The organism is Alkalibaculum sporogenes, from assembly GCF_009362815.1.
Lineage (GTDB): Bacteria > Bacillota > Clostridia > Eubacteriales > Alkalibacteraceae > Alkalibaculum_A > Alkalibaculum_A sporogenes.
In genome coordinates this window covers 1-26214 of the sequence record NZ_WHNX01000002.1, presented here as the reverse complement: position 1 = coordinate 26214, position 26214 = coordinate 1, and the positions used below count along the sequence as shown (strand labels likewise).

Below are 26214 nucleotides of genomic sequence, written 5' to 3'. Positions count from 1 at the left end.
GTAAAGATTATCAAGTGTTATTAAAATATCTTTAGATATGTTCTATACCAATTAGTTATATCAGAGTAATTTAATATAGAAAAAAGGTGCATATACAATGAAAATATTAATTTTAGGTGGATTTTTAGGTTCAGGTAAAACAAGTGTCGTTATACAGCTCGCTAAATATATAGTTGGTGATAACCCTGAAAATACGACAAAGGTAGTAATCTTAGAAAACGAGATAGGTGAAGTAAGCGTTGACGATAAGATACTCATCAATAATGGATATGAAGTTGCAAATATGTTTTCCGGATGCGTCTGCTGCACTATGTCAGGAGAACTTGTTATAGGATTACACAAGATAATACGTGATTTTAATCCTGAACTCATCATTATGGAAGCAACAGGAGTAGCATATCCACACAATATTAAGGAAACTATAGCTCAGTCCATGCCAGATATTAATTGTATCATTACATGTGTTACTGACGCTAAGAGATGGAAAAGGCTCATCCGTCCTATGGAAATGCTTCTGAAAGACCAACTCAATGATGCCGATGTAATTTTAATAAATAAAGTTGACATTGTTGACGAAACTACTTTGACAGAAGTAGAGAATTCAGTTAGGACATATAACAATAATGCTCAATTCTTTAAAATAAGCGCTTCAAAACAAATAGACTCACAAGTATTTGATAGAATGCTGGGAAATGGTAAAGGGGCGTGAGAAATGAGTAATCATAAGGAAAAACATCATTTGCACGGAGAAAAATCAGAACATAAACATAATGAAGATGTACACCAACACGAGCATCATCATGAGCATCATCATGAACAAAAACCAATCACAATATCATCTCATGATATGAGTATTGTCGGCTCCTACAGATTCAATATTAAAAAATCATTTGAACAAGCAGAAGTAATACTCGATGACTTATTAAAGCAAATTGCAAAGGAAGTAACTACTCTCAGTGGAATTATAGGTCACATTAAAGCTTTTATCACTTGTGAAGATAAAAAGTGTATGATTTCAATAACGGAAGATGAGTCAAACAAACATTATATAAAAAGCGAATGCTGTAATATTGAAGGTGTAGCAATAGTCTTCTATATAAAACCAGAACAGCTTGAAAGCATACTCGTAAAAGTATTTAATGACTACATCAACTAAGCAAATTCCTAGGCGACACATTTTGTCGCCTTTTTCATCATAATCAGTAGCGTTTACATTATCCTGTGCAGATTATTCTCCACCTATTTTGGGTGACCGTCATTGGCCCTTGCTCCCTTGAGAAGTGAGAAATAAGATGTCAGATGATAGAGGTTTATTCTTTTAAGTAAGTCCTTCTCTTCTTATAATCTATTTAAGCTTGCTCCTTCAACAAAGAAACGTTCAATCCTTTCTTCAACTAATGGATCTAAAATTAGTTGAGGTGCATGATGAGGTTTTATGCGAGCATCTATGATCATATTATCACATGCCCAATGTTTATTTTTATAGTAACTATTAACGCCATAAATATCATGGGAAGGATTACTTCGAGTAAATGTTGCCCATAAAAAATTATTAAAAATACTCATAAATTTACTATCATCACAAAGTATAATTACTGGACATATTGGCATTTCACCTTTTGAAACAATAGTAATACATAATTGATTTATTTCCTCTTGTGCTTGTTTATAACTTGAAAATTCTGGTGCTTTAATAGCTACAATTCCTGGCATTACTAAATGAGGATCTATAAAGTTACTTATACCCTTTAGCTGTTCGGGAATATCATTACACAGATCTCTTATTTTGTCACCATAAGCTGCAATTACAACTTTACTACCTTCATTTAAGCCAGTTCCTGAATAATCAAGAGTATCAATAGTTGTGTTTGTTTGAAAATGAATATCGCGATGAAGGTCGATCCTTTCAAGTATATATGTTAAGAAATCTATTTCATCTCGAGTATCTAGTGGTTTATTCTCCTCTGCAGTTATAAACAGATATTTAGCTAAACTAACATGTCCTGTTCCCAATATTCTATTTGCAATAGTAAGAATTTCTGATGGCTGTTTAACTTGTTGATACGGAGTGTATCTTTCACTTCCAATAGCAAATAGTAGTGGATGAACTCCTGCGGCATCTACAGCATGTACTTCTTTCACACCAGGAATTTCCTGTTTTATTGCATCTCCAGTCAACTCATGAACTAGATCACCAAATGAAGTATCCTCTTGTGGAGGGCGTCCGACTACTGTAAATGGCCAAATTGCTTTGTCTTTAGCATAAACTTTATTTACTCTCATAACAGGGAAATCGTGAACGAGACTGTAATATCCTATATGATCACCAAAGGGGCCTTCTGGTTTAGTTTCACATGGATAGATTTCTCCTGTTATTACAAAATCGGCATCTAAACTGACACAATATCCCTCATCATAACAGTATCGAAAGTTTCGTCCAGATAATAATCCCGCAAAAGTCATTTCACTTAAGCCTTCGGGCAAAGGCATAATTGCAGCTAAGGTATGTGCAGGAGGACCTCCAATAAAAATACTCACTTTCAGAGGGACTCTATCTTTTCTAGCAGACTGTTGATGAACACCGATACCTCTTTGTGTTTGATAATGCATACCAACTTCTTTATTCATTATATAATCATTACCACTAAGCTGGACACGATACATACCTAAGTTACTATTCATAATCCCTGGATTATCAAGATCTTCTGTATACACTTGTGGCAAAGTAATAAATGCTCCTCCATCATTTGGCCAATGTTGAATGAGTGGAAGATCAGAAATCTGTATTTCTTTAAACCCTTGTACCTTATTACTAGACTTTTTCCAAGGTAGTGCTTTAGTAGCTGCTATCCCTGTTTTAATATATCTAAAAGGATTTTTCACTATACTCATTGGATCATTACGTAATGCGATTACGCTCTGTGTTTCATTAATTGTATCTCTAAAAATAAATTTACTTCTCTCTATTGTACCAAAAAGATTAGATACTGCTCTATAGTTTGTTCCTTTTATATTTTCAAATAATAATGCTGGTCCTCCATTTGCATACACTCGCATATGTATTGCTGCCATTTCTAGATTTGGATCTACTTCCTCATGTACCCTAACTAATTGACCTGTGTTCTCTAAATCGATAATACACTCTTCTAAATTTCTATACAATCTTATAGCCTCATTTCTTTTTTCATAGTATTTATATACATTACTACACCTTATTTACAAGATATTAGAAAGGACATTATTTTTATAAATCATGTCTTTTATTGTTATTGTATCAGTTTGCATATATAGATACAATATTCTCTATAGAAATGATCTAGTAACTATATCCAAATAAAAAATACTCACTTATAACACATTTTATTTTCTATTTATACTATTATGTTTTCAAAGACAAAGTTTATTAAAAATAAAAAATAAAGGAGAAGATTTATATGAATGTAAATAATACTGCTACAGATTTTAAGTTAAGTTCTTCAAGAGCCACTGCTTACGGCTTTGCCGAAGTAGGTTTCGGTTTAATGATGCAAGTTGCTGTAAGCTATTATGTTTATTTTTTAACTGACATTGCATTACTCGCACCTGCTCTCGTAGGTACAATGATTTTAATCAATAGAATCGTTGATGCAATTTCTGTACCACTTACTGGTATTATTATTGAAAAATCAAAACTACCATGGGGGAAATATCGCTCATGGATGATGATTGCACCTGGAATAGTTGCAATTTCTTTTATTATGATGTTCCGCGTTCCCACGGGTATGAGCCAAGCAAGTATGGCTATCTATTTTTCTGTTTTCTATATGATAGGTCACATTTTTGTTAACTTTGGGTATTCTGCTAGATTTGGTTTATTACCAGCTATGGGAAATACTCCTGATGAGAGAATAATGGTTGCTTCGAGAACTAATCAGATGAACACAGGAAGTCGTATCTTATTTAGCTTATTCTCATTACCGATTATTATCTTTCTTGGTGGTCAAGGAGAGCGAAATGCAAGAGGTTTCTTTTTATACATGTTAATATTCTGTATCTTTCAGTGGTTTGCATACATAGTATCCTCTACTGCAGCTAAACCAGTTGACACACCAGGACGTTGGCCAGCAAAAAATGTACCAACTTTTAAAGAGATGGCTCAACAAGTACTTGGTAACAAATACCTTATTACATTAATGCTAGCAGAACTTGGACGCTTCACTGCCGCTTTGTCTTTAGCTGGATTTGCAGTATTCTTCTATCAATACGTAGCTGGAGATATGTTACTTGTTTCTTCCTATTTCCTAAGCTTAACAATAGGTGGTTTTGTTGGAAACTTTGTAGGACCTGTATTAGCAAAAAAATTAGGTACAAAGAAAACATATGTAATTGGTTTATCAGGGCAAGCGTTCTTCCTCGTACTAGCTTACTTTATAGGTAGAGAACCTATGGCTTTCCTTATCCTTTGTGGTCTTGCGTCATTTAGCAGTGGTTTTGGCTTTTCAATATCTGGTGCTGTATATTCTGACTGTGCTGACTATGCAGAATGGAAGACAGGAAAATCTGCTAAGAGTGTAGTAATGTCATTATCTGCATTCCCTATAAAAATTGCAATGGTTATTTCTGGGAGTATCTCAGCCTATGCCCTTGCAGCAATTGGTTATGTTGGTGGAATGGACCCAACACCAGAAATAGCTGCCGGAGTTGCGCTTATCGCAACTCTTCTACCTGCCACTGCAGCAGTCTTCGGTTTTGTTTGTATTCTATTCTACGGCTTAAAACCAGAAGATTTAAAGAAAATGAAAGAAGAAATTACTACAAGACAAAACAATATCACTTAAATGAGATAGGATATATAATTATATTTAACTATAAAAAATATCACCTTGCATGTCCGTAAGGTGATATTTTTCATAAAACAGTTATCTAATACACATCTTACATGCAGTTGGAGTCGCGGCTATACCGCCAAGAGCTGTTTCTCTTAGCTCACGCGGGAGACTTTTACCTACATTATACATCGTACTAATGACTTCATCAAAAGGAATGATACTCATTATTCCACATAAAGATATCTCTGAACTAATTAGTGCATTTGATGCTCCCATAGCATTGCGTTTTTGACATGGGGCTTCTACTAAACCTGCTATTGGATCACAAATTAGTCCTAGTGTATTAATTATTGCAGTTGAAGCTGCCGAGAGACATTGTTCTGGAGTACCTCCCATAATTTGAGTAATAGCAGAAGCAGCCATTGCACTTGCTGAGCCTACTTCTGCCTGACACCCACCTTCAGCCCCTGATACAGTAGCATTTCGCGTTATCAAATAACCTATAGCTCCAGCATTTAAAAGGGCATCTACCATCTCTTCATCTGAACATCCGTATTCTTCTTGTATTGCTACAAACACCCCTGGAATAACTCCTGATGAACCAGCCGTTGGTGCTGCAACAATAAGTCCCATTGACGAGTTAACTTCTAAGACACCCATTGCATATGATATCGCTTTAGATATTATTTTTCCACATACAGGATCGCTATTTATTCTTCTAGCGTTTATTTTGATTGCTTCTCCACCTATAAGCCCACCCATAGATACAATTTTTTGTGTAAGTGCTTTATTAATAGCTTCTTTCATAATTTGAAAAGTATAAGCTAATTTTTCAATTACTTCTTTCTCTTGAGCCATAATTATTTCGACTTCTCTATTAATCATAGCCTTAGAAATACTAATTCTCTTATCTTTACATATTTTTAAAAGACCTTGTGCATTTGTAAAATCCATTCTAACTTCTCCCTAAACCTCTAATAGTATAGCGCTTTCTATAAAACTATTTTTCTCTAAATGTGTAACAATATCTTGTGTTACTTCATCATCAGCCTCAATAATTGTATATGCATTTTCGCCTTTGACTTCACGATAAATGCTCATAAAAGCAATGTTAATTTTGTTTAAACTTAAAACTTTTGTAATATGTGCTGCTACTCCAGGCGTATCTATTTGTTTTACTACAATAGTATTATAATTACCTGAAAGGCTTATATCTACACCATTTATATTTCTAATAGAAATATTACCTCCACCTAAAGATATTCCTCTTACAGTTACTACCTTCCCTGTTTCATTAGTAATAATTATATCAACAGTGTTTGGATGTACTTCCATATTTGTTTTATTTACCTCAAAAAAATATAATAAGTTCTTTTTATCTGCTATAGAGTACGAATCTTTTATTCTGAAGTCATCTGTATTAAAACCCATAATTCCAGCTAAAAGTGCTCTATCTGTTCCATGTCCCCTATAAGTTTCAGCAAAAGACCCATAAAGTATAAATTTTACACTAACAATTTCTTCTTTGATCATTTTCCCCGCTAGGAGTGCAATTTTTAAAGCACCTGCTGTGTGGGAACTTGAAGGACCTATCATAATAGGGCCTATAACATCAAAAACACTTATATTATTCATATTATATAAATCACCCATCCATCTTTTCTTTTTTACATACCTTTCATTAAACTCACCTACAAGCAACTCTTGGCAATCATCTATAACATATTATTTCCACTATATTTAATATTAGTACCATTATCACCATTTTATATTTATAGTAAAAAAAGGACGTTTTTTTATAAAGTATGTCCTTTATTGTTATTGAGAAAGTAAAATCAGGTATATACAATATAAACATAGCAAGTAATCTCTCAAAGTGTAGATTAAATTATGAATCAATTAATTGCTATTAACATAATGATAGGATTATTAGAAAAATATATGGAAAGGGATGTATGTGGTTAATGAGCGAAAATATCAAAGGAAGAGTATACGATATACAAGGATACTCTGTACATGACGGTCCAGGAATTCGTACTACCGTATTTTTAATGGGGTGTCCACTGACTTGCTTATGGTGTCATAGTCCAGAGTCACAAAATTATGATTTTCAACTCTCATGGTTTGATATGCGTTGCATAGGAACAGTAAAGTGTGGATTATGCATTAATGTCTGCCCAAATAGTGCTCTGTACGAAAGAGAACCTGAAAAATCACTAATAGATAATTCTACGATAACTAAGATAAATATAGATAGAAGTAAATGCGATAATTGTCTTGCCTGCACTAAAGTATGTCCAGCTAATGCCCTTGTTCCCTCAGGATATGATATTTCACTTGAAGATGTATTTAAACGTATTATAAAAGATAAGAAATATTACGGAAAGGATGGAGGTGTAACTATCTCTGGCGGTGAACCTATGGAGCAGTTTGAGTTTACATATGCCATTGCTAAACGTTGTAAAGAGAGCAATCTTACTGTATGCGTTGATACTACAGGGTTCGCGCCTGGTGAAAACTACGAAAAAATATTACCTTATGTAGATCTTTTCTTATTTGACTTAAAGCATATGGATCCGAAGAGAAGTCGAAACTTTGTAGGTGTAGACAATGAACTTATTCTTGAAAATGCAAAACTCATTGCAAAAAATGGAGGAAAGCTTCAAATACGTATTCCAACTATTCCAAAACTCAACGCATCTATGGAAAATATGATGAAGACAGCAGATTTTTGTAAGGATCTGGGAGATGCTGTTACTATGATTCAACTATTACCTTATCACAATATGGGAACTACGAAATATCTTCGCATTGGCCTTAATTACAAACTAGTAAATGTAGATCCTCCTTCTGACGAGGAAATGCAAAGTTATCTAGATTTAATGTTGTCCTACGATTTACCAGCACAAATTCATTAATCATTTTAACTATAAAAAAATCATATCTAACATTAAAAGGAGTGAACTTAATTATGTACAAATTTAGATCTGCAACAGATCGTATAGAGCTTATGCATCAACTCGTGCGGGACAGAGTAATACCAGTAGATACAGAAAGGGTAGCTGCCCTAACAAAGTCGCATAAAAAAAATGCTAAGGTACCACCAATAATCAAAACAGCTCTAGCTACATATGATATCTGCTCTGAAATGACATGTCGTGTTGAGGATTTTGAGATAATAGTTGGCAATATTGGAAAGGAGTTTCTAGGTTCAGGCATGTGGCCAGAATGGGACGCAAGTTGGTTATGGCAAGAACTCGAAGAAATGAAGCTTTGGGAACTTTGGGATGATGGTCTATATCATCGTACTGATCCATCAGGCGTACACATGAGTATGAGTAGAGAAGAAATTAATAGTTTTATGTCATTCCGAGACTTTTGGAAAGACAATACTGTAACTTCTTATATGGACTCTTGGGCACCTGAGGGCTTTGAAGAGGTTGCAGGACTCGGCATACTAGAAATGGGCTCAAAAATGCGAACACCTATACACACTGGTCATCTTGTTGCCGGCTACGAAAAGATCATTAACACCGGATATCACACTATACGAAAACAAGCTCAAGACTGGATTGATGCCCACAAAGGTAATCTAATGGGTAATGACGTTGATAAACATATGTTTTACAAGTCCGCAGTTATTATATGTGATGCAGCGATTAATATGATTAAACATTACGGTCAAGCTTGCTTTGACAAGGCGAATTTGTGTAAGGATGAATGTCGTAAAGCCGAACTTATGAAGATGGGAAATGGCTTAATGTGGATTTCTGAAAATCCTGCTCGCAATTTCTGGGAGGCATGTCAGGCTACAATCATGTATCAGATTTTACTTTATCAAGAAGCTAGGCATCCTGCTCTCGCTTTCGGTCGTTTTGATCAGTATACTTGGCCTTTTCTTGAGGCTGATCTTAAATCTGGCAGTATTACTATGGATGAGGCACAGGAAATAGTAGATGCTTTTTTTCTAAAGTCTAATTGCTTCTATCGTGCTTCTAATCCTAAAATAGCTGCTTATACCGGTGTTGGCGTAACGTACCATCACACAACTATTGGTGGTGTTAATCGCGATACTGGTGAAGATGCAACTAACCCTGTCACTTATATGATACTCGAGACTGTTGGTAGACTTAAGCTTCACGATCCAACTATCTCTTTAAGAATCAATAAAAACACTCCAGATAAACTATGGGACTGTGCTATAGAAACAACTAGACTAGTCGGTGGTCTTCCACTTTTCCAGAATGATGAAGTCATCATTCCTAGCCTTGTAAAAGAACTTGAATTCGAACTTAGGGATGCCCGAGACTATGGTATAATCGGTTGCCAAGAAATCGTCGGTTGTGGAAATGATTATCCTGCTGGAAATGGTCTACATGGTAAGGCTGGACTTGGAAGTCATGGTAATGTCCTTATGACTGCTCTCAACAATGGGGTCAATCCATCCAATGGAAAGAAAGGTGGCTTACAGACTGGCTATCTATACGACATGAAAACATTCGATGATGTAAAGTCTGCATATAAAACCCAGTTTGATTACTTACACAAGTGGTCAGTAACCATACAAAACTACGTTGAAAACCTATCGACATTCTACGCTCCTTCCGCTGCACTTTCCATATCTATTGAAGGTTGCATGGAATCAGGTAAAGACTGTACTGTGGGTGGTGCAAAATACAACTCCTACGGAGGTACTGCAACGGGTCTTGCTACTGTTTCTGACTCTCTAGCAGCCATTAAATACATGGTCTTTGATAAAAAGCTGTGTACTGCTAAGGAGCTTTACGACGCAGTCATGGCTAACTGGAATGGTTATGAAGTTCTACAACAACAAGTCTTGAGTTTAGTGCCCCACTATGGAAATGACGATCCTTATGCTGATGAACTAATGGCTTGGGTCACCGATATTTACTATGAAAATTGTTGCGAATGCTATAGTAAAAGAAGCAAGTATTACAAAGCTGGTCTCTATGGTGCAGCCCAACACGTTGTCCAAGGTTCTGTTACTATTGCAACTCCTGACGGTAGAAATACCGGTCAACCACTTGCTGATGCTACCTCACCAGGGCAAGGAAGAGATAAAAATGGTCCAATTTCTGTCTTTAAATCTATCTGTTGTTTCGATCATGGACGTTACATGGATGGTCTTGCTCTAAATCTTAGAATCCATCCCTCTGCGTTGAGCACTGAGGAAGCTAAAATTTCACTACGAGACATGACTAAAGCATACTTTGAAAATCAAGGTATGGAAGTTCAGTACAATGTTGTAAGCTCAGATACAATGAGAGCTGCTCAAAAAGATCCAAAAAGTTATAAGGATCTCGTCGTTCGTATAGCAGGCTATTCAGCATACTTTAACGAACTTCCTACAACAATGCAAAATGACGTCATCAGTAGAACGGAAATGAACAGTCTTTAATTAGTACACTTTAAATTGCCTATATAGATTATCAATTATAATTGTTCATTTAGTAATTTACAGTTGTTTAAAAACAAAGTAGCTATGAGTCTTAATTTAAACTTATAGCTACTTTTATATGTTTTAACTACTATACTGTTATTATAACTTATAGTAGTATAAATGAATCGATCAATTAAAAAAATAATTGAATTTACTAAATTTTGTTTCTTTATTTGAAATTTATTGGGTATAATATAATAGTATACAACTATAATATAACCTGTAATCATTAAGGAGGAATAGGATTGTCTAAAATAATAAAAGTGTATTTCCCATTACTTGGTAAAGAATTAGAAATAGGCGAAGATTCAAAAATTGCAGATGCTTGTGCAATGATTGGTGACCCATTGAATCAGGTATGTGGAGGTAAAGGAAAATGTGGAAAATGTGCAGTGGAAATTATTCAAGATGGTAAGGAATTAACCGTACTAGGATGTATTACTAAGGTATCTGATGGAATGCAAATTATGATTACTGGTCAAGAAGCAATATCTCAAATACTTACGACCAACATGATTAAAGATATCGAACCAGATCCTTCACTAAAATCCTTCTTCTTAAAACGTGAAGAGTTGAAAACTGAATTAGGTGAAAGTGACTGGCTAACGTTACTTAGAGCATTAAATTTAAATCTACATAAACCATCTATAGAATTACTTCGAAAGTTATCAAATGTCTTTCATAATTTAGACGGTATAGAGGTAATCGTTTACGGAAATATACTTGTTGATATAATCCCCGCAAATATAGATTCGAAACTTTATGGTTTAGCTTTCGATACTGGAACTACGTCCGTGGTAGGATACCTGTATGATATGAAAACATATAAGCAAATTGGTATGAGTTCAAAATTAAATAAACAAATAAGCATTGGCGGCGATGTTATCAGTAGGATTGATTATACAATCAATAACGATAAAGGTTTAAAAAGATTAAATGAATTGGTTGTTGAAACAATTAATGAAATTATCGAGGATATCTGCAAGGAACATGATATAGATAAGAATAGGATTTATCAAGCTAATTTTTGCGGAAATAGTACAATGCAACATTTGCTTCTCGGTTTTAATCCTGCTTATTTAGGAAAAATCCCTTTCACAAGCACTATCCAAGAAACAGTTTTTACAAGATCAAAAGAACTTAAAATTAAAATAAATCCAAGTGGTGTTATAACTGTTCTTCCTATATTAGGTGGGCATGTAGGTGGAGATACTTCAGCAGTTTTATTATCTTTACAAAATGATGATAAAAATAGACTTATTATTGATTTAGGAACAAATGGCGAAGTAGGCGTAGGAAAAAATTATAGTTTTAAAGTTTCATCAATGGCATCAGGACCTGCATTAGAAGGATATGGTCTAGAAAATGGCATGAGAGGTACTATAGGTGCTATTGAGAGAGTTACAATTACAGGTGGTGATTTATATTACAAGGTTATTGGGGATGTAAAACCTCAAGGAATATGTGGTTCAGGAATTATAGACTTAATAGCTGAGCTATTACGCTACGATATAATTACCGAACTTGGAGCTTATGTAGACTCATCAAAGATAGAGTCTCCACAACTAGCTAGTAGATTAATTGTAACGGAAAAAGGAAAGGCATTTATTATTGCAAATAGTGAGGAAACTGAAAATAATAAACCACTCCTATTAACACAACTAGATGTTCGTCAAATTCAATTGGCAAAAGCAGCTATTTTTACAGGTTGCACTATGTTAATTGAAGAGAGTGGTATAAAAGGTGAGGATTTAGAAGAAATACTTATGGCAGGAGCTTTTGGCAACTATATCAATATCGATAAAGCCCAGTATATAGGTATGATACCCTATTATGAAGGTGTTCCTGTTTATACAATTGGCAATGCTGCAGCAACTGGTTCACAATTATTTTTATTATCTAAAAATGAAGAGGCTGAATGTAGAAAAACTGCAGAAAATGCTATTCATATAGAAATCGCTTCAAACTCTAATTTTAATGATAATTATATTGATAATCTGTATCTGAATAAAGTTGAACGTTACTAAAATATTAACATTAAACAAACAGCACATACCTTTTGCAAAAAGGTTATGTGCTATTTGTTTGTTCTCTAATGCTTATTTTATCATTTTTTGTTGAATCCTTGCTATTTCCATGGAAATAGCTTAATGTTTATTAAATATAAATAGTATAAAACTTTATTGCCATATCCTCTCCTATAACTTAATATGACAGTAGTTAGGCAATAGATATTCTCCCCTAATTCTTTTTACTTAAGATTTTCTTTTATATATCTTTTTTTCCTATAGTATATATAATATTGACTTATTGTTACTATAAGATTACTATATAGTTAAATGTTTCCCTAACAAATAAAATACCCGTTACTCTTATAACAAAAGAAAGTTGGTGCATAATGCCTACTCGTAAAGAAAGTGATTCATTAGGAAATTTAGAGGTTCCAATAGAAGCTTATTACGGCATCTACACACAAAGAGCGAAGGCTAATTTTTCTATTACAAACCATCACGTAAATATGGATTTAATTAATGCTATAACTATAATAAAAAAAGCTGCTGCATTAGTAAATAAGGATCTCAAATTATTATCTGAATCTATAAGTGATGCCATTGTAGCTTCATGTGATGAGATATTAGGTGGTTCACATTATGAGTCTTTTATTACTCATCCTCTTCAAGGTGGAGCAGGCACCTCTACAAATATGAATGTAAACGAAGTAATCGCTAACATCTCTATAGAGAACTTAGGAGGCAAAAAAGGAGATTACCATATTGTTCATCCTATTGACCATGTGAATTGTTCACAAAGCACTAACGATGTATACCCTACTGCAATACGAATTGCAGCCATTAATAAGATTAGATGTTTAGCGGAAGTTCTCTCTAATTTACAAGAAAGCCTCCAGCAAAAGGAAAATGAATTCTCTGAAGTTTTAAAGTTAGGGCGAACACAGTTATCTGATGCATTGCCAATTACTTTAGGTCAAGAATTTGGAGCTTATTCAAAAGCCATATCTAGAGATAGATGGCGTATATATAAAGTTGAAGAACGATTGCGCGAAGTTAACATAGGTGGAACAGCTATTGGTACCGGTCTAAATGCTCCTCAAGAATATATATACCGAATGACGGATAAATTGCAACGATTAACTGGCTTAGGCATTGCACGCAGTGATTTATTAGTAGACACTACACAAAACACAGATGTATTTGTAGAGGTTTCGGGCTTATTAAAAGCTTGTGCCGTAAATATTATTAAAATTTCAAATGATTTAAGGCTTATGGGATCAGGACCTAAGGGAGGATTATCAGAAATTTACATAGAACCACGCCAAGCTGGCTCATCTATCATGCCAGGAAAAGTAAATCCAGTTATTTGCGAAATGATGGTCCAAGTAGCATACAAAATTATTGGAAATGACAGCAGTATAACACTTTCAGCCTTTTCTGGTCAACTAGAATTAAATGCTTTTTCACCCTTAATCGCAGAATGCCTACTGGAATCTTTAGATTTACTAATCAATAGTATCCCTATTTTTGATAAAGATTGCATCCAATCGGTCAAAGCAAATGAGCGACATTGTCTAGATGTATTAAAAAAATCTTCTGCATTGTCTGCTGTTTTAATCGATTATATTGGTTATGATCAAGCTAGTGCTATTGCAAAGGAATCATTTGAAAAAGATATTTCTATAGAAACTTTACTTTTATCGAAAAAGATATTTAATGAAACAGAGATCAACAAGATTTTTAATGTATACCAAGTAACAAAACCAGGTATACCAGGAAGGAGTTAAGAGATGAGCTTAAACAGTACCCCTACATCCAATAGACTTCATATTGCTTTTTTGGGTAAAACAAATTCAGGAAAATCAAGTATGATTAACGCAGTAACAGGTCAAAATATAGCTATAGTTTCTTCTGTAGAAGGAACTACTACAGATCCAGTGTATAAATCTATGGAATTGTTGCCATTAGGACCTGTAACTATGATCGATACAGCCGGCTTAAGTGACTCTTCTATTTTAGGAGAATTGAGAAAAGAAAAGACCTTGGATGTCTTAAATAAATCAGATATTGCAGTTTTAGTTTTAGATGCTTCAGAAAAAGAATTCAAAGAAGAAAAGAAATTACTTCAAATAATACAAGACAAAGGTATTCCAGTTATTGGTGTTATAAATAAAATAGATTTAATAGAGAAAGCTGTGGAAACTAAATCAATAATTGAAAAAGATTTAGGAATTGAGTTATTACCAGTATCTACTTTTGATAAAAAAAGTATTCAAAAATTCAAATCTACTTTGTCAAAGATCACTCCAACTGATGATGATAAATTTAAAATTGTTGGTGACTTAATTTCACCTGGAGACTTAGTAGTACTCGTAGTACCAATTGATAAATCAGCTCCAAAGGGACGATTAATACTACCTCAACAACAAACTATCAGAGATATTCTAGAAAGTGATGCTATGGCTATTATTACTAAGGAAATTGAGTTAAGAGATACTTTTAATAAGTTATCCGCAAAACCCAAATTGGTTATTACAGATTCACAAGCTTTTTTAAAAGTTGCAGCTGATACACCAAGAGAAATCTTAATGACCTCCTTTTCTATTCTCTTTGCAAGATACAAAGGAGATTTAAACACTTTGGTTTCTGGTGCAAAACAAATATCAAAGTTAAAAGACAATGACGAAGTTCTCATCGCGGAGGGCTGCACCCATCATCGCCAATCTGATGATATAGGGACAGTAAAAATTCCACGTTGGCTACGCCAACTTACTGGCAAGAAATTAAAATTCACCCATGTTTCAGGCACCGAATTTACAAAAGACATTACCAAATATTCATTAATTGTCCACTGTGGGGGTTGTATGCTTAATCAACGTGCCATGTTACATCGACTTTCTATTGCATCCCAATATGACATTCCAATAGTAAACTACGGTATACTTATTGCCCATGTACACGGTATCTTAGACCGTGCACTAGAACCATTTCCTTTAGCAAAAATGTTATGGACTAAAGATTAGTCTATGATTATTTATTTAAACATTTATGTATTTTATACTTATACTATCAGTATGTAGATTATATAGACTTATAACAATATCTTTGATCTAATTCTCTAATAATAATTTGAGCTGCTTCTATTGCCACATCTCCTGTAAGGGAGATGCATTTTTTCATGTGATTAGGTGCACCTAGCTCCATACCTTTAGTTAGTAATCTACAGCATAAATGTTTATGATTTGTTTTAAATGTATCATGCAATTCTTTAGTAAGAGCCATAGCCTTATTAACCTTTTCATCCTTAGGTTCTATCCTACCAAAAAAAAGTCCTAAGGCCATAATTCCACCTACAACAGCTCCACATGTACATCCCGAACCACCTAGACCTATTGGAAAACCAGATGCAGCTGCAATAATATCATCTGAAATTTCTAGCCCAAACTCATCTTTAATTGTTTTTACTATTGCTTCAGAACAATAATAATCACCATTTCTATAATATCCTTCTGCAGTATTTCTTATTTTTAATACATCTATTTCTTTTATCATTTATTATACCTCCATGTATCTTTAATTATTGTATTAATTTTAAAATGTTACCACTCTATCAGCCCATTCGACCATATTCACACATTCAACCATTGTAGAAACTTCAAAATAATCTGATTCTTTGATATTTCTTATATTCATACATGTACCACAAGCTAAAATTTCGCCACCAATATGAATAAATTCTTTTACCTGACTTGATACATTAAATAGTTCATGAGAAAGAAACGGTATTTCAACACCATCTCCAAGTAGAAAAATCTTTACTTCATGTTCAATTTTAAATGCAGTAACAGCAAAACGCATCCCATTAAATGCTTTTTCATAATCCTTTGTCTCAATAATTATCCCTATTTTCATATTGCGCCCCCCCATAGAATTAAAGTAATCAACCTATTATACCTTTAAATGTTATCTTAACCTATATATTTTGTAATTTTATAATAAAACATAATATATACAATGTAGAATAATTAATACAATGTCTTGACAAAAAATAATAAGTTGTGTACAATTTAATGGTAATAAACTAATATAAAAGGAGAGTCTTAAACTATGAATATTTATGATTATCAAGTAAAAGATTCAAACGGTAATATGGTTAGTATGAAAGAATATAGTGGTAAAGTTTTACTAATAATTAACACAGCAACTGGATGTGCTTTTACCCCACAATATGAGGGTTTGCAAAGGTTATATGACAAATACAAAGATCAAGGTCTTGAAATATTAGATTTTCCATGCAATCAATTTGGCAATCAAGCTCCTGGTACTGAAGAAGAAATAGTAGATTTTTGTCAATTAAATTATAATGTATCTTTTCCTATGTTTTCTAAAATTAATGTAAATGGAGAAAATGCAGAACCACTGTTTAAATATTTGAAATCGCAACAAAAGGGGCTTTTAGGTAAAAATATTAAATGGAATTTTACAAAATTCCTAATAGACCGAAAAGGTAATGTAATAGAGAGATTTGCTCCAACTACAGAAGCAGAAAAAATTGATGCAAGCATTGCTAATTTATTATAATTATATACTAGTACACAAGCTATTATAAATTACATAAACTAATTGTTACATTGTCTGCAATTAGACTCTTGGTTCATTATTCTCTATAAATTAAAAAGTCTACTTTTTATGTAGACTTTTTAATTGCTTTGAAATAAAGTGAAACTTTTTTTCATCTAAAATCTTTATTATTTAGAACATTTCCTTACTCATTTTATCTATTGCATCATCTGTTGCTTCATATACACCTGGGAATGAACTTACATTTAGACCTTGACTTGCACCTGGTATAAAATATAATTTTCCATTTTCCTTACAAGCTCTTTCAACTTCTTGTTCTATTTTCTCTTTAGTCCAATCAAATGTGTCTATTATACCACTATGAACTCCACCCATAAATGTAATTTTTGTTCCATATTCCTTAATTAGCTCTGGAATACTGTTAGTAGTCATAACTCCCTGCCAAATATCAATTCCCATTTCAATCATTGATGGAACAAGGTTTGCTGCATAGCTATCGCTATGGTGAATAACTAATTCTACGCCGTTTTCTTTATAGAATCCGTAAATTTTCTTATAAGGCTCAACAAAGAATTCTTCAAACATTGAAGGAGAAAGAAAAGAAGAAATCTGGCTACCCCAATCATCATGATGGAATACAGCATCAGGCTTAATATTGTCAATTAATTCTTTAGCATACTTTAGTTCATATTCAGTAAGACATTCAATTAGTTCATGCATTGCCTCTGGTTCTTCATAAAAGTTCATTAATGCATCTTCCATACCCATTAGATAATGTGTATGTTCGAAAAGCCCAGGAGCTACAAAAACGGTTACATACTGATCATTTCTGTCAATAGCTGCAGCTTGTGCTTTAATATCATTCCAAGCTTCTTTGGGAACATCAATGGAAGGTGTTTTAACGACTTCTCTCCATTTAGTAATATCTTTTATTACTTTATGTTCATGATCATGTACAGGAAATGCACCTATTTGACCCTCTGGCCATCTTACCGTAACACCCCATTCATTCACTATTTCTCCACCAATTGGAGGTTTTTTACGTATAATAGGGACACCCATCATCATTGCAAAAGCTTCATACTGCTTTACAAATCTATCAGGATTACCTCCTTTCATAGTTTCAATCAAATTTTGTCTCTTAGTTAGCATTCGATACTACCTCCTCATATTTTATGTTGTATTTCTAAGTTCATAGCATCTGTAGTAGCACACTATCTAATAAAGATTTTATCTCATATTAAAATATAATGTATATTTGAGTATTATCCAATATATTTTCACTACACTTATTGTATATGATAATACAAATTACAATTTTATACAAGACCTATTTTCATATTCTTTAAAATAATTAATAAAATATAAGATTCGACTCTAAGAACTTCACAACTATATATTACGTAGTAACAAGTTTCGCACATTAAAAAACAGTATAAATAGTTGTTTATACTGTTAAACTCCGAACAAATCATGAATTTTATTACTATCAATCTTTCTAGAACTGTCATTATCTGCGTTTTTAAGCATACTCTGTAATTTATCTTCTATTGACCTTTTTATTAGCTCATCAAAAGCGATATCTCTCATCTGGAAAATCAACATAGGTTTCATGTCTAGTCTTGCTCCTACCCCGTATAATGTTGCTGCCACATGTTTACATAAACTTGCACTGTCAGGACAGCTACATTGAAAATGTATTTCTTTAGGCGATGGAAAAATCCCATCTTTTTCAGTAAACAAAATCTCTAACTCTTTTGGAAATCTACCCGTAGCTAGTTGTTCTAATGATTCTATCCTACGATTACATATACTCTTTATCTCTTTCCAAGTTTTTGCTTCTAAAGGGTTAATTGAGATTGAAACATCATAGGGTTTTGATCTACTTCCTTGTACAAGAGCCATTATTTTGCCTTTTTCAATCTTTAAATGCAAAACTGCACCTGCTCTTACGTAGCTACGACCACGACTAATACGATTGCGATAATCTGCATAACTCTCTAAATTTTTATTCCAGGCCTTACCCCACCAGGTATTAACAATGGCATTTCCTACTATAATTATGGGTTCAATATCAGGATTCTTTTCCTTCAGTTTATCTATACTTTTCTTAGCATTCTCTCTTTTTTGTGCTGCTGATATATAATCATAATAACTCATTTGCTACCACCTAACGTAAATAATTCCATAAGTTGATTATTACTTAACTCTGTAATCCAATTTTCACCAGATGACTGAATTATATCTCCTGAAAGATGTTGCTTTTCTTCTATCATTAAGTCAATCTTTTCTTCTATTGTTCCAGAGCTAATAAACTTATGCACCATTACATCTTTTTTTTGTCCTATTCTAAAAGCTCTATCTGTTGCTTGATTTTCTACAGCAGGATTCCACCATCTATCAAAATGAATAATGTGATTTGCACTTGTTAAGTTTAAGCCCACACCACCTGCTTTTAGGGATAATACCATATAAGGAATGTAATCTTCTCCATTAAACGAGTCTACTATTTGGGTCCTTTTTGACACTGAAGTTCCTCCATGTAATACAAAACCTGGTCGATGAAATATTTCTTTTAAAAACAAATATAGAGGACCAGTTATTTCTTTAAATTGTGTAAATACTAATACTCTTTCTCTTTTCTCATATATTGTCTCACATATATTTTTTAATAGTTCAAATTTTCCACTATGCTCATTTTTATAATCTTCCTGCCCTAAATATTGATCTGGATGATTACATATTTGCTTAAACTTAACTATGCTCGATAATACTAATCCTTTTCTTCCGATACCTTCAGCTTTGTCCAATTTCTGATTCAACTCTTTTACAAGGTGTTGATATAATACTGTTTGTTTTTTAGTGAGAGTCGGATACTCCTTCAGCTCAATTTTATCTGGTAAATCTGTTATAATAGATTTATCAGTTTTTAGTCTCCTTAATATAAATGGATTTACTATCCTTCTAAGCTTTGCATAACCTCCTGAATCCGTTTTAAGTCCTTTTATAAATATGGTAAATTCTTTAGCATTTCCAAGTAGTCCTCCATCTAAAAAATCAAATAATGACCATAAATCTGAAAGTCTATTTTCAATTGGTGTTCCAGTCATGGCAATTCTTGTCCTTGCTTTTAATTCTTTAATTCTCTTAGTTTGCTTCGTATTGGGATTTTTAATAGCTTGTGCTTCATCCAATATGATTAAATCCCATTTTGTATCCATTAGTTTATCTAAACGGACTGACATACCGTAAGTCGTTATAGTTAAAAAATTTTTTCTTTCTTGAAAATCTTCTATATTCTTGCGGGCTGCATGACCGTGCAAAATACCATACGACATCATTGGAGCAAACTTTTCAATTTCCTTTTGCCAGTTGCCAATTAAAGAAGCAGGAATAATGAGTAGTACCCTTCCACCACGATTGTTTCTCATATATTCTAAGAGAGCGATTATCTGAATCGTCTTACCAAGTCCCATATCATCAGCAAGACACGCACCTAACTCTAAGTCTAGCATATATTTTAACCAGTCAAAACCTATTTGTTGGTAAGGTCTTAAATTTGCAAGGAAGCTTTCATCTAACTTTTCATGTTGTATATATTCTGGATGAGACATCTTTTCTTTTATACTACTTAACCACTGTCCATTAGATACTGACAAATTGAGTTCTTTACTCTTAATCCCTAGCGTATCTTCAACATTTAGTTCTAAACGCATGGCTTGCGCAAGTGTAAGATTCTCATTGTATGAAAGTTCCTCTGCTCTAGTAAATGCATGTAAAGCTGCATTTAACTTATCATGATTGCTTTCAACCCATTTCCCCTTTATAAGGACAAGCCCCTGAGTCTGAGTTAACAACTCTTCTATTTCCTCTTTTGTTATCTTAGTATCTCCAAAATATAGTGTTGGTTTAAATGATAGTAATGCGTCTAATCCCACCTTTGAAGGTTCATTGTCTCCAATAGATAGTGACAACTTTAGAGTATTAGTTTTCTTTCTCCACCAATCAGGAATACGACACATAATACCAGCTTCTTCATAGATTAATACCTCAGATAAAAAAGTATATGCTTCATCCTTTGTAATCTTTAGAGGAGAAAACAATTCACCACTTTCCATTAAATTAGAAATGAAAACACTCTTGTTGGCAACTTGACTAACCGTAGACAATAACGAGAGAAGTTTTTCTTGTTCGCCCTTATACTCTAATAGTGCATTCCTCAAAGGTGTGTGTACAGCTTTCTTATTTTTGTATTGCTTACTAGAATAGGTAGCCATAAAAGCAAAAGGATATTCTTCATCTTGATTTTCTACTAAATGAAAAAATATTCTACCTGCTACATTTATGCCCGAGTTATGTTCTGTCAAGAAGGCATATACCGATCCCTCATAGTTATTAATCTCAACTCTAAACACTTCATTGAGCCTACTCCATATTTGATTGATCCAGTCATTATCTAAATACTCCATCCCATTAATAAAAGGAGTTTTATTTTGAATTTCTTCCATTTCATCTAAGGTTATTTCTAAATATACCTTATCTCTAGAAAATTCAATATCAGGTTGCTTTGATATTTTTTGAATAAACATATCTGAAATCATATAGAGAAAATTCAAAGATGTGGATAAATAATCTACTTTATTAATAAATCCTAAGTAAAACAAAGTACTGTATTTATCTTCTTTAAATCTTTTAGACCACTCTTGTTCAAATATTATCTTTGCTTCCGTATGTTTTTTTGATATTATCTCATAATCAATATAAAAGTCATCTTTGGTAATTACTGCTATTAACTCCATATTTTCCGCCATAATTCACTTTTCCTTTAATTTATATATGTTAATCTCTATATAATAGACGATGTTTGCATTATATATATTATATAGTTATATCTACTCCTTTTCAATCTCAATAGTAATGTGTTTTGAAACCTAATATTATATATAAAGTGAAACTTTATTTTGTAAGGGATGAAGAAAACTCCTACTGAATAAAGTTTCACTTTATTTTGTCAATAATCATAGTGTTAAACTTACTTACGGTATTTCTATACCATATTATTTGGGTCAAGTGCATTAATAATTTCTTCTGTTAGTAACCCTTGTGCTTCAAGAACTTGTTTTATCGTTTTATTCTCTTCATCTGCCTTCATTCCAATCTGTGAAGCAATATCATAGCCCATGATTGGACTTAAAGCAGTAACTAAAGAAAGACTATCTTCCATCCATTTTTTGCACATTTCAACATTTGCTTCTATCCCATTTATACATTTTTTTGAAAGTGTATAAATACTATTAGTTAGTAATTCAATAGAATGTAAAAATGTATGTGCAATAAGTGGCATCATTACATTAATTTCTAATTGACCTGCTAAACCGGCAGTAGCAATTGCCGTCTCATAGCCAATAACTTGACAGCACACCATATGAGTCATCTCTAAAATAGCAGGGTTTATTTTACCAGGCATAATTGTTGATCCTGGTTGAATAGGTGGAAGTGTTATTTCGGCGAGTCCTGTTCGAGGACCAGAACTAAGTAACCGTAAATCACTAGTGATTTTGATTAAGTGTATTGCTAGTTCTTTTAATGTCATCATGCATCGAATTGGCTCGTTCATATTTTGCATAAATGAAAAAATGTTTACTGGCTCACGAAATGGTAATTTAGTTCGATTATTAACTTCGCAAATAACCTTTTGTATATAATTAGGGTGTAGATTTATTTTCGTACCAATTGCCTTTCCCCCTAATCCTATTTGATACAAGGTATCAAGCCTTCTCTCTAATTGAAGGTATATATCATGAATAATAGATGTATAACCTGATAATTCTTGCCCCAAACGCATAGGCACACCATCATGCAGATGTGTACGACCTGATTTTAATACTGACATAAACTGATCTGATTTTTTTTGAAATTCCTGTTCTAATTCTAACAAAGCTGGTAATAGCCTTAGATTAATAGTTTCTGCTGCTGCAATATTAAGTGCAGAAGGAAATGTATCATTTGTTGACTGTGACATATTTACATGATCATTTGAATGAATTTTCTGAGAACCGCCAAGGATTTCTGTAGCACGGTTAGCTATTACCTCATTTGCGTTCATATTCTGGGACGTACCTGCTCCTGCTTGATATACATCAACCACAAAATTGTCATCTAGTTTTCCTTCTATCACTTCTTCAGATGCTTGTATAATGGCTTTTCCCATTTCAGGAGATAGTGATCCTAACTCTACATTTACAGATGCGCAAGAAGCTTTTATGATTCCTTGTGCTTTAATAAACGACCGTGGTAACCTTATTCCACTTATTTGAAAGTTTTCTACAGCACGTTGAGTTTGAGGACCGTAATATGCATCTGGTGATATCATTATGTTACCTAATGTATCATTTTCTAATCGATATTTGTTTTTAGAACTCATACTTTTCTCCTTTTTAATCATAAAATATATAATGCTTTATTATTACCATTTGTTTATTTATTATATATGTGTTTGAGGTTATACAGTGATATGTAGTCAAAGTATTTCAAAAATAGCTCTATAAAATACAGCTATACAGACTTAGCTATTTCGCTTATTTAGTGTCAAGCACTATTCTTAGTTCATATATTAATAACAAATCTAAAACATTGAATATAATAGTATGAAAATCAAAGTCGTTTAAGGCGGCAGAATGGAGTATCCTTTGAATAAATATAAAATATGTGTTTATGCAATATGCAAAAACGAGGAACAGTTCGTTGATCGTTGGATGGACGTAGTAAGTGAAGCTGATATAGTTATTGTTACTGATACCGGTTCCACTGATTCCACTGTTAAAAAACTACAAGCTCGCGGAGCTTTAGTATATAAGGAAATAATACATCCATGGCGATTTGACGTAGCAAGAAACATCGCTATGGATCATATCCCTGAAGACATTGACATTTGTGTTTCCAATGATCTTGATGAAGTCTTTGAATTAGGTTGGAGAGAAAAAATCGAAAATGTATGGGCGCCGAATGTTACTCGAGCAAAATATCTATTCACATGGAGTTATGATGAAGATGGAACGCCAAATAAACAATTCACAATGGAAAAAGTTCATTGCCGGAACGGATTCCGCTGGATACATCCTGTCCATGAAGTTCTTGCCTATCATGGCGCAGAAAAAGAGAATACTGTTTGGGTTCCAGGCTTAGTTTTACATCACTATCCTGACTTATCAAAATCAAGAAGTCAATATCTTCCCTTGTTAGAGTTATCCCTACGCGAAAATCCTGATGATAATAGAGGATTGTTCTGGCTTGGCAGAGAATATATGTACCACAATAAACTTGATGATAGCATTTCTACTTTAAAAAGATATTTAGATATGCCTACATCTAAATGGAGTGAAGAAAGATGTGCAGCAATGAGGTTTATTGCAAAATGTCATGAAAAAAAAGGGAACTTTAAAGAATCTCGTATCTGGCTCTATAAGGCAATTGCTGAATGTCCTTTTGTTCGTGAACCGTATCTATATATGGCGCAGCTTGGATATTTAGAAAAAGATTGGCCACTTGTCAACCTTATGACGAATGAGGCATTAAAAATAAAAAACAAAACAGGTAGTTATCTTCTAGAACTACAATCTTGGGATTATACACTTTATGACCTTGCTGCTATTAGCAATTATTGGCTGGGCTTATATCAAAGGTCATATGAATATGCTAAAAAAGCTAGTGAAATGTCAAAAGGAAATGAACGGTTGAAGCATAATCTACATTTAATTCATCAAAAAATGATAGAATCAACGGGGTGATAATATGAATAAGTATAAAGTATGTGTATATGCTATTTGCAAAAATGAAGCAAGATTTGTGGATAGGTGGATGGAATCAATGAGTGAGGCTGATACGATTATTGTAACTGATACTGGTTCAGAAGACGGTACAGTTCAAATGCTTCTTAAAAAAGGTGCTGTCGTTTACAATGAAAAAGTAAACCCTTGGCGCTTTGATTTAGCCAGGAATATTTCTTTAGACCATGTTCCCGAAGATATAGACATATGTGTTTGTACCGATTTAGATGAAATCTTTGAAGATGGGTGGCGAAGATGTCTTGAAGATGTTTGGACACCTGAGACAAAAATGGCAAAATATCTGTATAACTGGAGTTTAAAATCTGATGGCACCCCGGACGTACAATTTCATTATTTCAAAGCTCATTCTAGAAATGATTATAAATGGATTTATCCTGTACATGAATGCTTAAAATATATTGGAAAACTACCTGAAAAAAAAGTATTTGCAACTGGGATGGTACTCAATCATTACCCAGATGATACTAAGTCAAGATGCTCCTATCTCCCATTACTGGAAATGGCTGTCGAAGAGACTCCTGAAGACGACCGAGTTACCTATTATCTCGGTCGTGAATATATGTATAAAGGTATGTGGGAGGAATGTATTAGTATATTAAAAAGGCATTTAAATTTAGAAAGTTCCATTTGGAAAGAAGAGCGCTGTGCTGCCATGAGATGGATTGCAAAATCTTACTTTGAACTTTCTAATCACACTGAAGCGTTTAGCTGGTATTATAAAGCTATTGTAGAATGTCCTCATATGAGAGAACCCTATATAGAATGTGCACAAGTGGCATATCTGGTAAAAAATTGGGAGATGGTATTTTTTATGACGGAAGAGGCCCTCAAAATACATGAGAAGTCTCCGGTGTATGTGAACATGGGGTACTGCTGGGATCATACACCAGATGATTTGAAGGCTATAAGCTGCTATTGGCTGGGTATGTATCATAAATCCCTCACTCATGCAAAAGCAGCACTTTCATATACCCCTAATGATAAACGACTTATTGACAATCTAAATATAATAGAAAAAAAGTACAATTGTAAGTAATTATGTAAATCAACATGCTAATTGTAATTCTTAAAAATCCACTATCAATATTAAGAGTATCCAAGTAGTGATATTTATTAAGATTGCATAAACTAAACTAGTACTAATATGTAACATTGTCTTTTTAATTCCATAAATTATTATAGTAATATCAATATCTCAAGGAGGTTATCTTTTGAATAGATACAGCTGTAATGATTATAGAAACAACAACTGCCACCCCCATGGCAAAAGCTGCAGTTCTCAATGTGGCTGTTATCCAAAATTTATTCCAATTCCAGGACCTCAGGGTCCTCAAGGACCTCAGGGTCCTCAGGGTCCTGCTGGTGGGCCTGCTGGTGATACTGGACCTATTGGGCCTGCTGGTGACACTGGACCTATTGGGCCTGCTGGTGATACTGGACCTATTGGGCCTACTGGTGACACTGGACCTATTGGGCCTGCTGGTGATACTGGACCTATTGGGCCT

General features: G+C 33.6%; 20 protein-coding genes and 1 pseudogene. 12 read left to right on the top strand and 9 right to left on the bottom strand.

Features of this window, described 5'->3' with window-relative positions; genetic code table 11:
* Positions 1–97: 97 nt before the first annotated feature.
* The gene (locus GC105_RS01155) at positions 98–709 is read left to right on the top strand and encodes a GTP-binding protein (protein ID WP_152800852.1); all 612 of its coding nucleotides are present in this window, start codon (positions 98–100) and stop codon (positions 707–709) included.
* 3 nt (positions 710–712) lie between these two features.
* Complete coding sequence (locus GC105_RS01150) at positions 713–1156, top strand: hypothetical protein (protein ID WP_152800850.1); 444 nt, start codon at positions 713–715, stop codon at positions 1154–1156.
* A 182-nt stretch (positions 1157–1338) separates the two neighbouring features.
* On the opposite strand, the gene GC105_RS01145 is transcribed toward GC105_RS01150, so the two are convergent.
* Positions 1339–3162, bottom strand: a complete 1824-nt coding sequence (locus GC105_RS01145) for a UbiD family decarboxylase (protein WP_152800848.1) — start codon at positions 3160–3162, stop codon at positions 1339–1341.
* A 272-nt stretch (positions 3163–3434) separates the two neighbouring features.
* Between GC105_RS01145 and GC105_RS01140 the strand changes: the two genes are divergently transcribed.
* Positions 3435–4817, top strand: coding sequence for an MFS transporter (locus GC105_RS01140; protein ID WP_152800845.1), 1383 nt, complete (start codon positions 3435–3437; stop codon positions 4815–4817).
* Positions 4818–4898: 81 nt separating this feature from the next.
* On the opposite strand, the gene sdaAA is transcribed toward GC105_RS01140, so the two are convergent.
* Both sdaAA and sdaAB read right to left on the bottom strand, forming a co-directional pair.
* A complete protein-coding gene (sdaAA, locus tag GC105_RS01135) occupies positions 4899–5762 on the bottom strand; it encodes an L-serine ammonia-lyase, iron-sulfur-dependent, subunit alpha (protein WP_152800843.1) in 864 nt (287 codons plus the stop codon).
* A gap of 12 nt (positions 5763–5774) precedes the next feature.
* On the bottom strand, positions 5775–6443 hold the full coding sequence (sdaAB, locus tag GC105_RS01130; RefSeq protein ID WP_152800841.1) for an L-serine ammonia-lyase, iron-sulfur-dependent subunit beta: 669 nt from the start codon (positions 6441–6443) through the stop codon (positions 5775–5777).
* 329 nt (positions 6444–6772) lie between these two features.
* Between sdaAB and GC105_RS01125 the strand changes: the two genes are divergently transcribed.
* The 5 genes from GC105_RS01125 (at position 6773) to hydF (ending at position 15304) form a co-directional block, all read left to right on the top strand.
* On the top strand, positions 6773–7726 hold the full coding sequence (locus tag GC105_RS01125; RefSeq protein WP_193708227.1) for a glycyl-radical enzyme activating protein: 954 nt from the start codon (positions 6773–6775) through the stop codon (positions 7724–7726).
* A gap of 53 nt (positions 7727–7779) precedes the next feature.
* Positions 7780–10227, top strand: a complete 2448-nt coding sequence (locus tag GC105_RS01120) for a glycyl radical protein (protein ID WP_152800837.1) — start codon at positions 7780–7782, stop codon at positions 10225–10227.
* A gap of 287 nt (positions 10228–10514) precedes the next feature.
* On the top strand, positions 10515–12296 hold the full coding sequence (locus tag GC105_RS01115; protein WP_152800835.1) for an ASKHA domain-containing protein: 1782 nt from the start codon (positions 10515–10517) through the stop codon (positions 12294–12296).
* A 371-nt stretch (positions 12297–12667) separates the two neighbouring features.
* Positions 12668–14068: an aspartate ammonia-lyase gene (locus GC105_RS01110; RefSeq protein ID WP_152800833.1), complete on the top strand. Its 1401-nt coding sequence runs from the start codon at positions 12668–12670 to the stop codon at positions 14066–14068.
* A 3-nt stretch (positions 14069–14071) separates the two neighbouring features.
* Positions 14072–15304: a [FeFe] hydrogenase H-cluster maturation GTPase HydF gene (gene hydF / locus GC105_RS01105; protein ID WP_152800831.1), complete on the top strand. Its 1233-nt coding sequence runs from the start codon at positions 14072–14074 to the stop codon at positions 15302–15304.
* 58 nt (positions 15305–15362) lie between these two features.
* Here hydF and GC105_RS01100 read toward each other — a convergent pair whose 3' ends face one another.
* Positions 15363–15833, bottom strand: a complete 471-nt coding sequence (locus GC105_RS01100) for a C-GCAxxG-C-C family (seleno)protein (protein ID WP_152800829.1) — start codon at positions 15831–15833, stop codon at positions 15363–15365.
* Positions 15834–15872: 39 nt separating this feature from the next.
* Positions 15873–16193: a DsrE/DsrF/TusD sulfur relay family protein gene (locus GC105_RS01095; protein WP_152800827.1), complete on the bottom strand. Its 321-nt coding sequence runs from the start codon at positions 16191–16193 to the stop codon at positions 15873–15875.
* 195 nt (positions 16194–16388) lie between these two features.
* On the opposite strand from GC105_RS01095, the gene GC105_RS01090 reads away from it, so the two are divergent.
* The gene (locus GC105_RS01090; protein ID WP_152800825.1) at positions 16389–16862 is read left to right on the top strand and encodes a glutathione peroxidase; all 474 of its coding nucleotides are present in this window, start codon (positions 16389–16391) and stop codon (positions 16860–16862) included.
* 171 nt (positions 16863–17033) lie between these two features.
* Here GC105_RS01090 and GC105_RS01085 read toward each other — a convergent pair whose 3' ends face one another.
* From GC105_RS01085 to GC105_RS01070, 4 genes are all read right to left on the bottom strand, one after another.
* The gene (locus GC105_RS01085; protein WP_152800823.1) at positions 17034–18014 is read right to left on the bottom strand and encodes a uroporphyrinogen decarboxylase family protein; all 981 of its coding nucleotides are present in this window, start codon (positions 18012–18014) and stop codon (positions 17034–17036) included.
* 303 nt (positions 18015–18317) lie between these two features.
* The gene (locus GC105_RS01080) at positions 18318–19022 is read right to left on the bottom strand and encodes an SWIM zinc finger family protein (RefSeq protein ID WP_152800821.1); all 705 of its coding nucleotides are present in this window, start codon (positions 19020–19022) and stop codon (positions 18318–18320) included.
* The gene (locus GC105_RS01075; protein ID WP_152800819.1) at positions 19019–21673 is read right to left on the bottom strand and encodes a DEAD/DEAH box helicase; all 2655 of its coding nucleotides are present in this window, start codon (positions 21671–21673) and stop codon (positions 19019–19021) included. The genes GC105_RS01080 and GC105_RS01075 overlap by 4 nt, the downstream gene beginning before the upstream one ends.
* A gap of 236 nt (positions 21674–21909) precedes the next feature.
* Entirely contained in the window at positions 21910–23286 is a 1377-nt protein-coding gene (locus tag GC105_RS01070; RefSeq protein ID WP_193708226.1) for a class II fumarate hydratase, read from the bottom strand.
* Between the two features lie 253 nt (positions 23287–23539).
* On the opposite strand from GC105_RS01070, the gene GC105_RS01065 reads away from it, so the two are divergent.
* From GC105_RS01065 to GC105_RS17405, 3 genes and pseudogenes are all read left to right on the top strand, one after another.
* Positions 23540–24649, top strand: a complete 1110-nt coding sequence (locus GC105_RS01065) for a glycosyl transferase family 2 (protein WP_246169654.1) — start codon at positions 23540–23542, stop codon at positions 24647–24649.
* 4 nt (positions 24650–24653) lie between these two features.
* Positions 24654–25745 (top strand): tetratricopeptide repeat-containing glycosyltransferase, encoded by a 1092-nt coding sequence (locus GC105_RS01060; protein ID WP_152800815.1) that lies wholly within the window; start codon positions 24654–24656, stop codon positions 25743–25745.
* Between the two features lie 175 nt (positions 25746–25920).
* Positions 25921–26214 (top strand): annotated as a pseudogene (locus GC105_RS17405) (hypothetical protein); the annotation flags it as partial.

Coding starts and splice junctions, on each gene's coding strand:
- GC105_RS01155 (WP_152800852.1), top strand. CDS start 98: ATGAAAATATTAATTTTAGGTGGATTTTTAGGTTCAGGTAAAACAAGT.
- GC105_RS01150 (WP_152800850.1), top strand. CDS start 713: ATGAGTAATCATAAGGAAAAACATCATTTGCACGGAGAAAAATCAGAA.
- GC105_RS01140 (WP_152800845.1), top strand. CDS start 3,435: ATGAATGTAAATAATACTGCTACAGATTTTAAGTTAAGTTCTTCAAGA.
- sdaAA (WP_152800843.1), bottom strand. CDS start 5,762: ATGGATTTTACAAATGCACAAGGTCTTTTAAAAATATGTAAAGATAAG.
- sdaAB (WP_152800841.1), bottom strand. CDS start 6,443: ATGAATAATATAAGTGTTTTTGATGTTATAGGCCCTATTATGATAGGT.
- GC105_RS01125 (WP_193708227.1), top strand. CDS start 6,773: ATGAGCGAAAATATCAAAGGAAGAGTATACGATATACAAGGATACTCT.
- GC105_RS01120 (WP_152800837.1), top strand. CDS start 7,780: ATGTACAAATTTAGATCTGCAACAGATCGTATAGAGCTTATGCATCAA.
- GC105_RS01110 (WP_152800833.1), top strand. CDS start 12,668: ATGCCTACTCGTAAAGAAAGTGATTCATTAGGAAATTTAGAGGTTCCA.
- hydF (WP_152800831.1), top strand. CDS start 14,072: ATGAGCTTAAACAGTACCCCTACATCCAATAGACTTCATATTGCTTTT.
- GC105_RS01100 (WP_152800829.1), bottom strand. CDS start 15,833: ATGATAAAAGAAATAGATGTATTAAAAATAAGAAATACTGCAGAAGGA.
- GC105_RS01095 (WP_152800827.1), bottom strand. CDS start 16,193: ATGAAAATAGGGATAATTATTGAGACAAAGGATTATGAAAAAGCATTT.
- GC105_RS01090 (WP_152800825.1), top strand. CDS start 16,389: ATGAATATTTATGATTATCAAGTAAAAGATTCAAACGGTAATATGGTT.
- GC105_RS01085 (WP_152800823.1), bottom strand. CDS start 18,014: ATGCTAACTAAGAGACAAAATTTGATTGAAACTATGAAAGGAGGTAAT.
- GC105_RS01080 (WP_152800821.1), bottom strand. CDS start 19,022: ATGAGTTATTATGATTATATATCAGCAGCACAAAAAAGAGAGAATGCT.
- GC105_RS01075 (WP_152800819.1), bottom strand. CDS start 21,673: ATGGCGGAAAATATGGAGTTAATAGCAGTAATTACCAAAGATGACTTT.
- GC105_RS01070 (WP_193708226.1), bottom strand. CDS start 23,286: ATGAGTTCTAAAAACAAATATCGATTAGAAAATGATACATTAGGTAAC.
- GC105_RS01065 (WP_246169654.1), top strand. CDS start 23,540: ATGGAGTATCCTTTGAATAAATATAAAATATGTGTTTATGCAATATGC.
- GC105_RS01060 (WP_152800815.1), top strand. CDS start 24,654: ATGAATAAGTATAAAGTATGTGTATATGCTATTTGCAAAAATGAAGCA.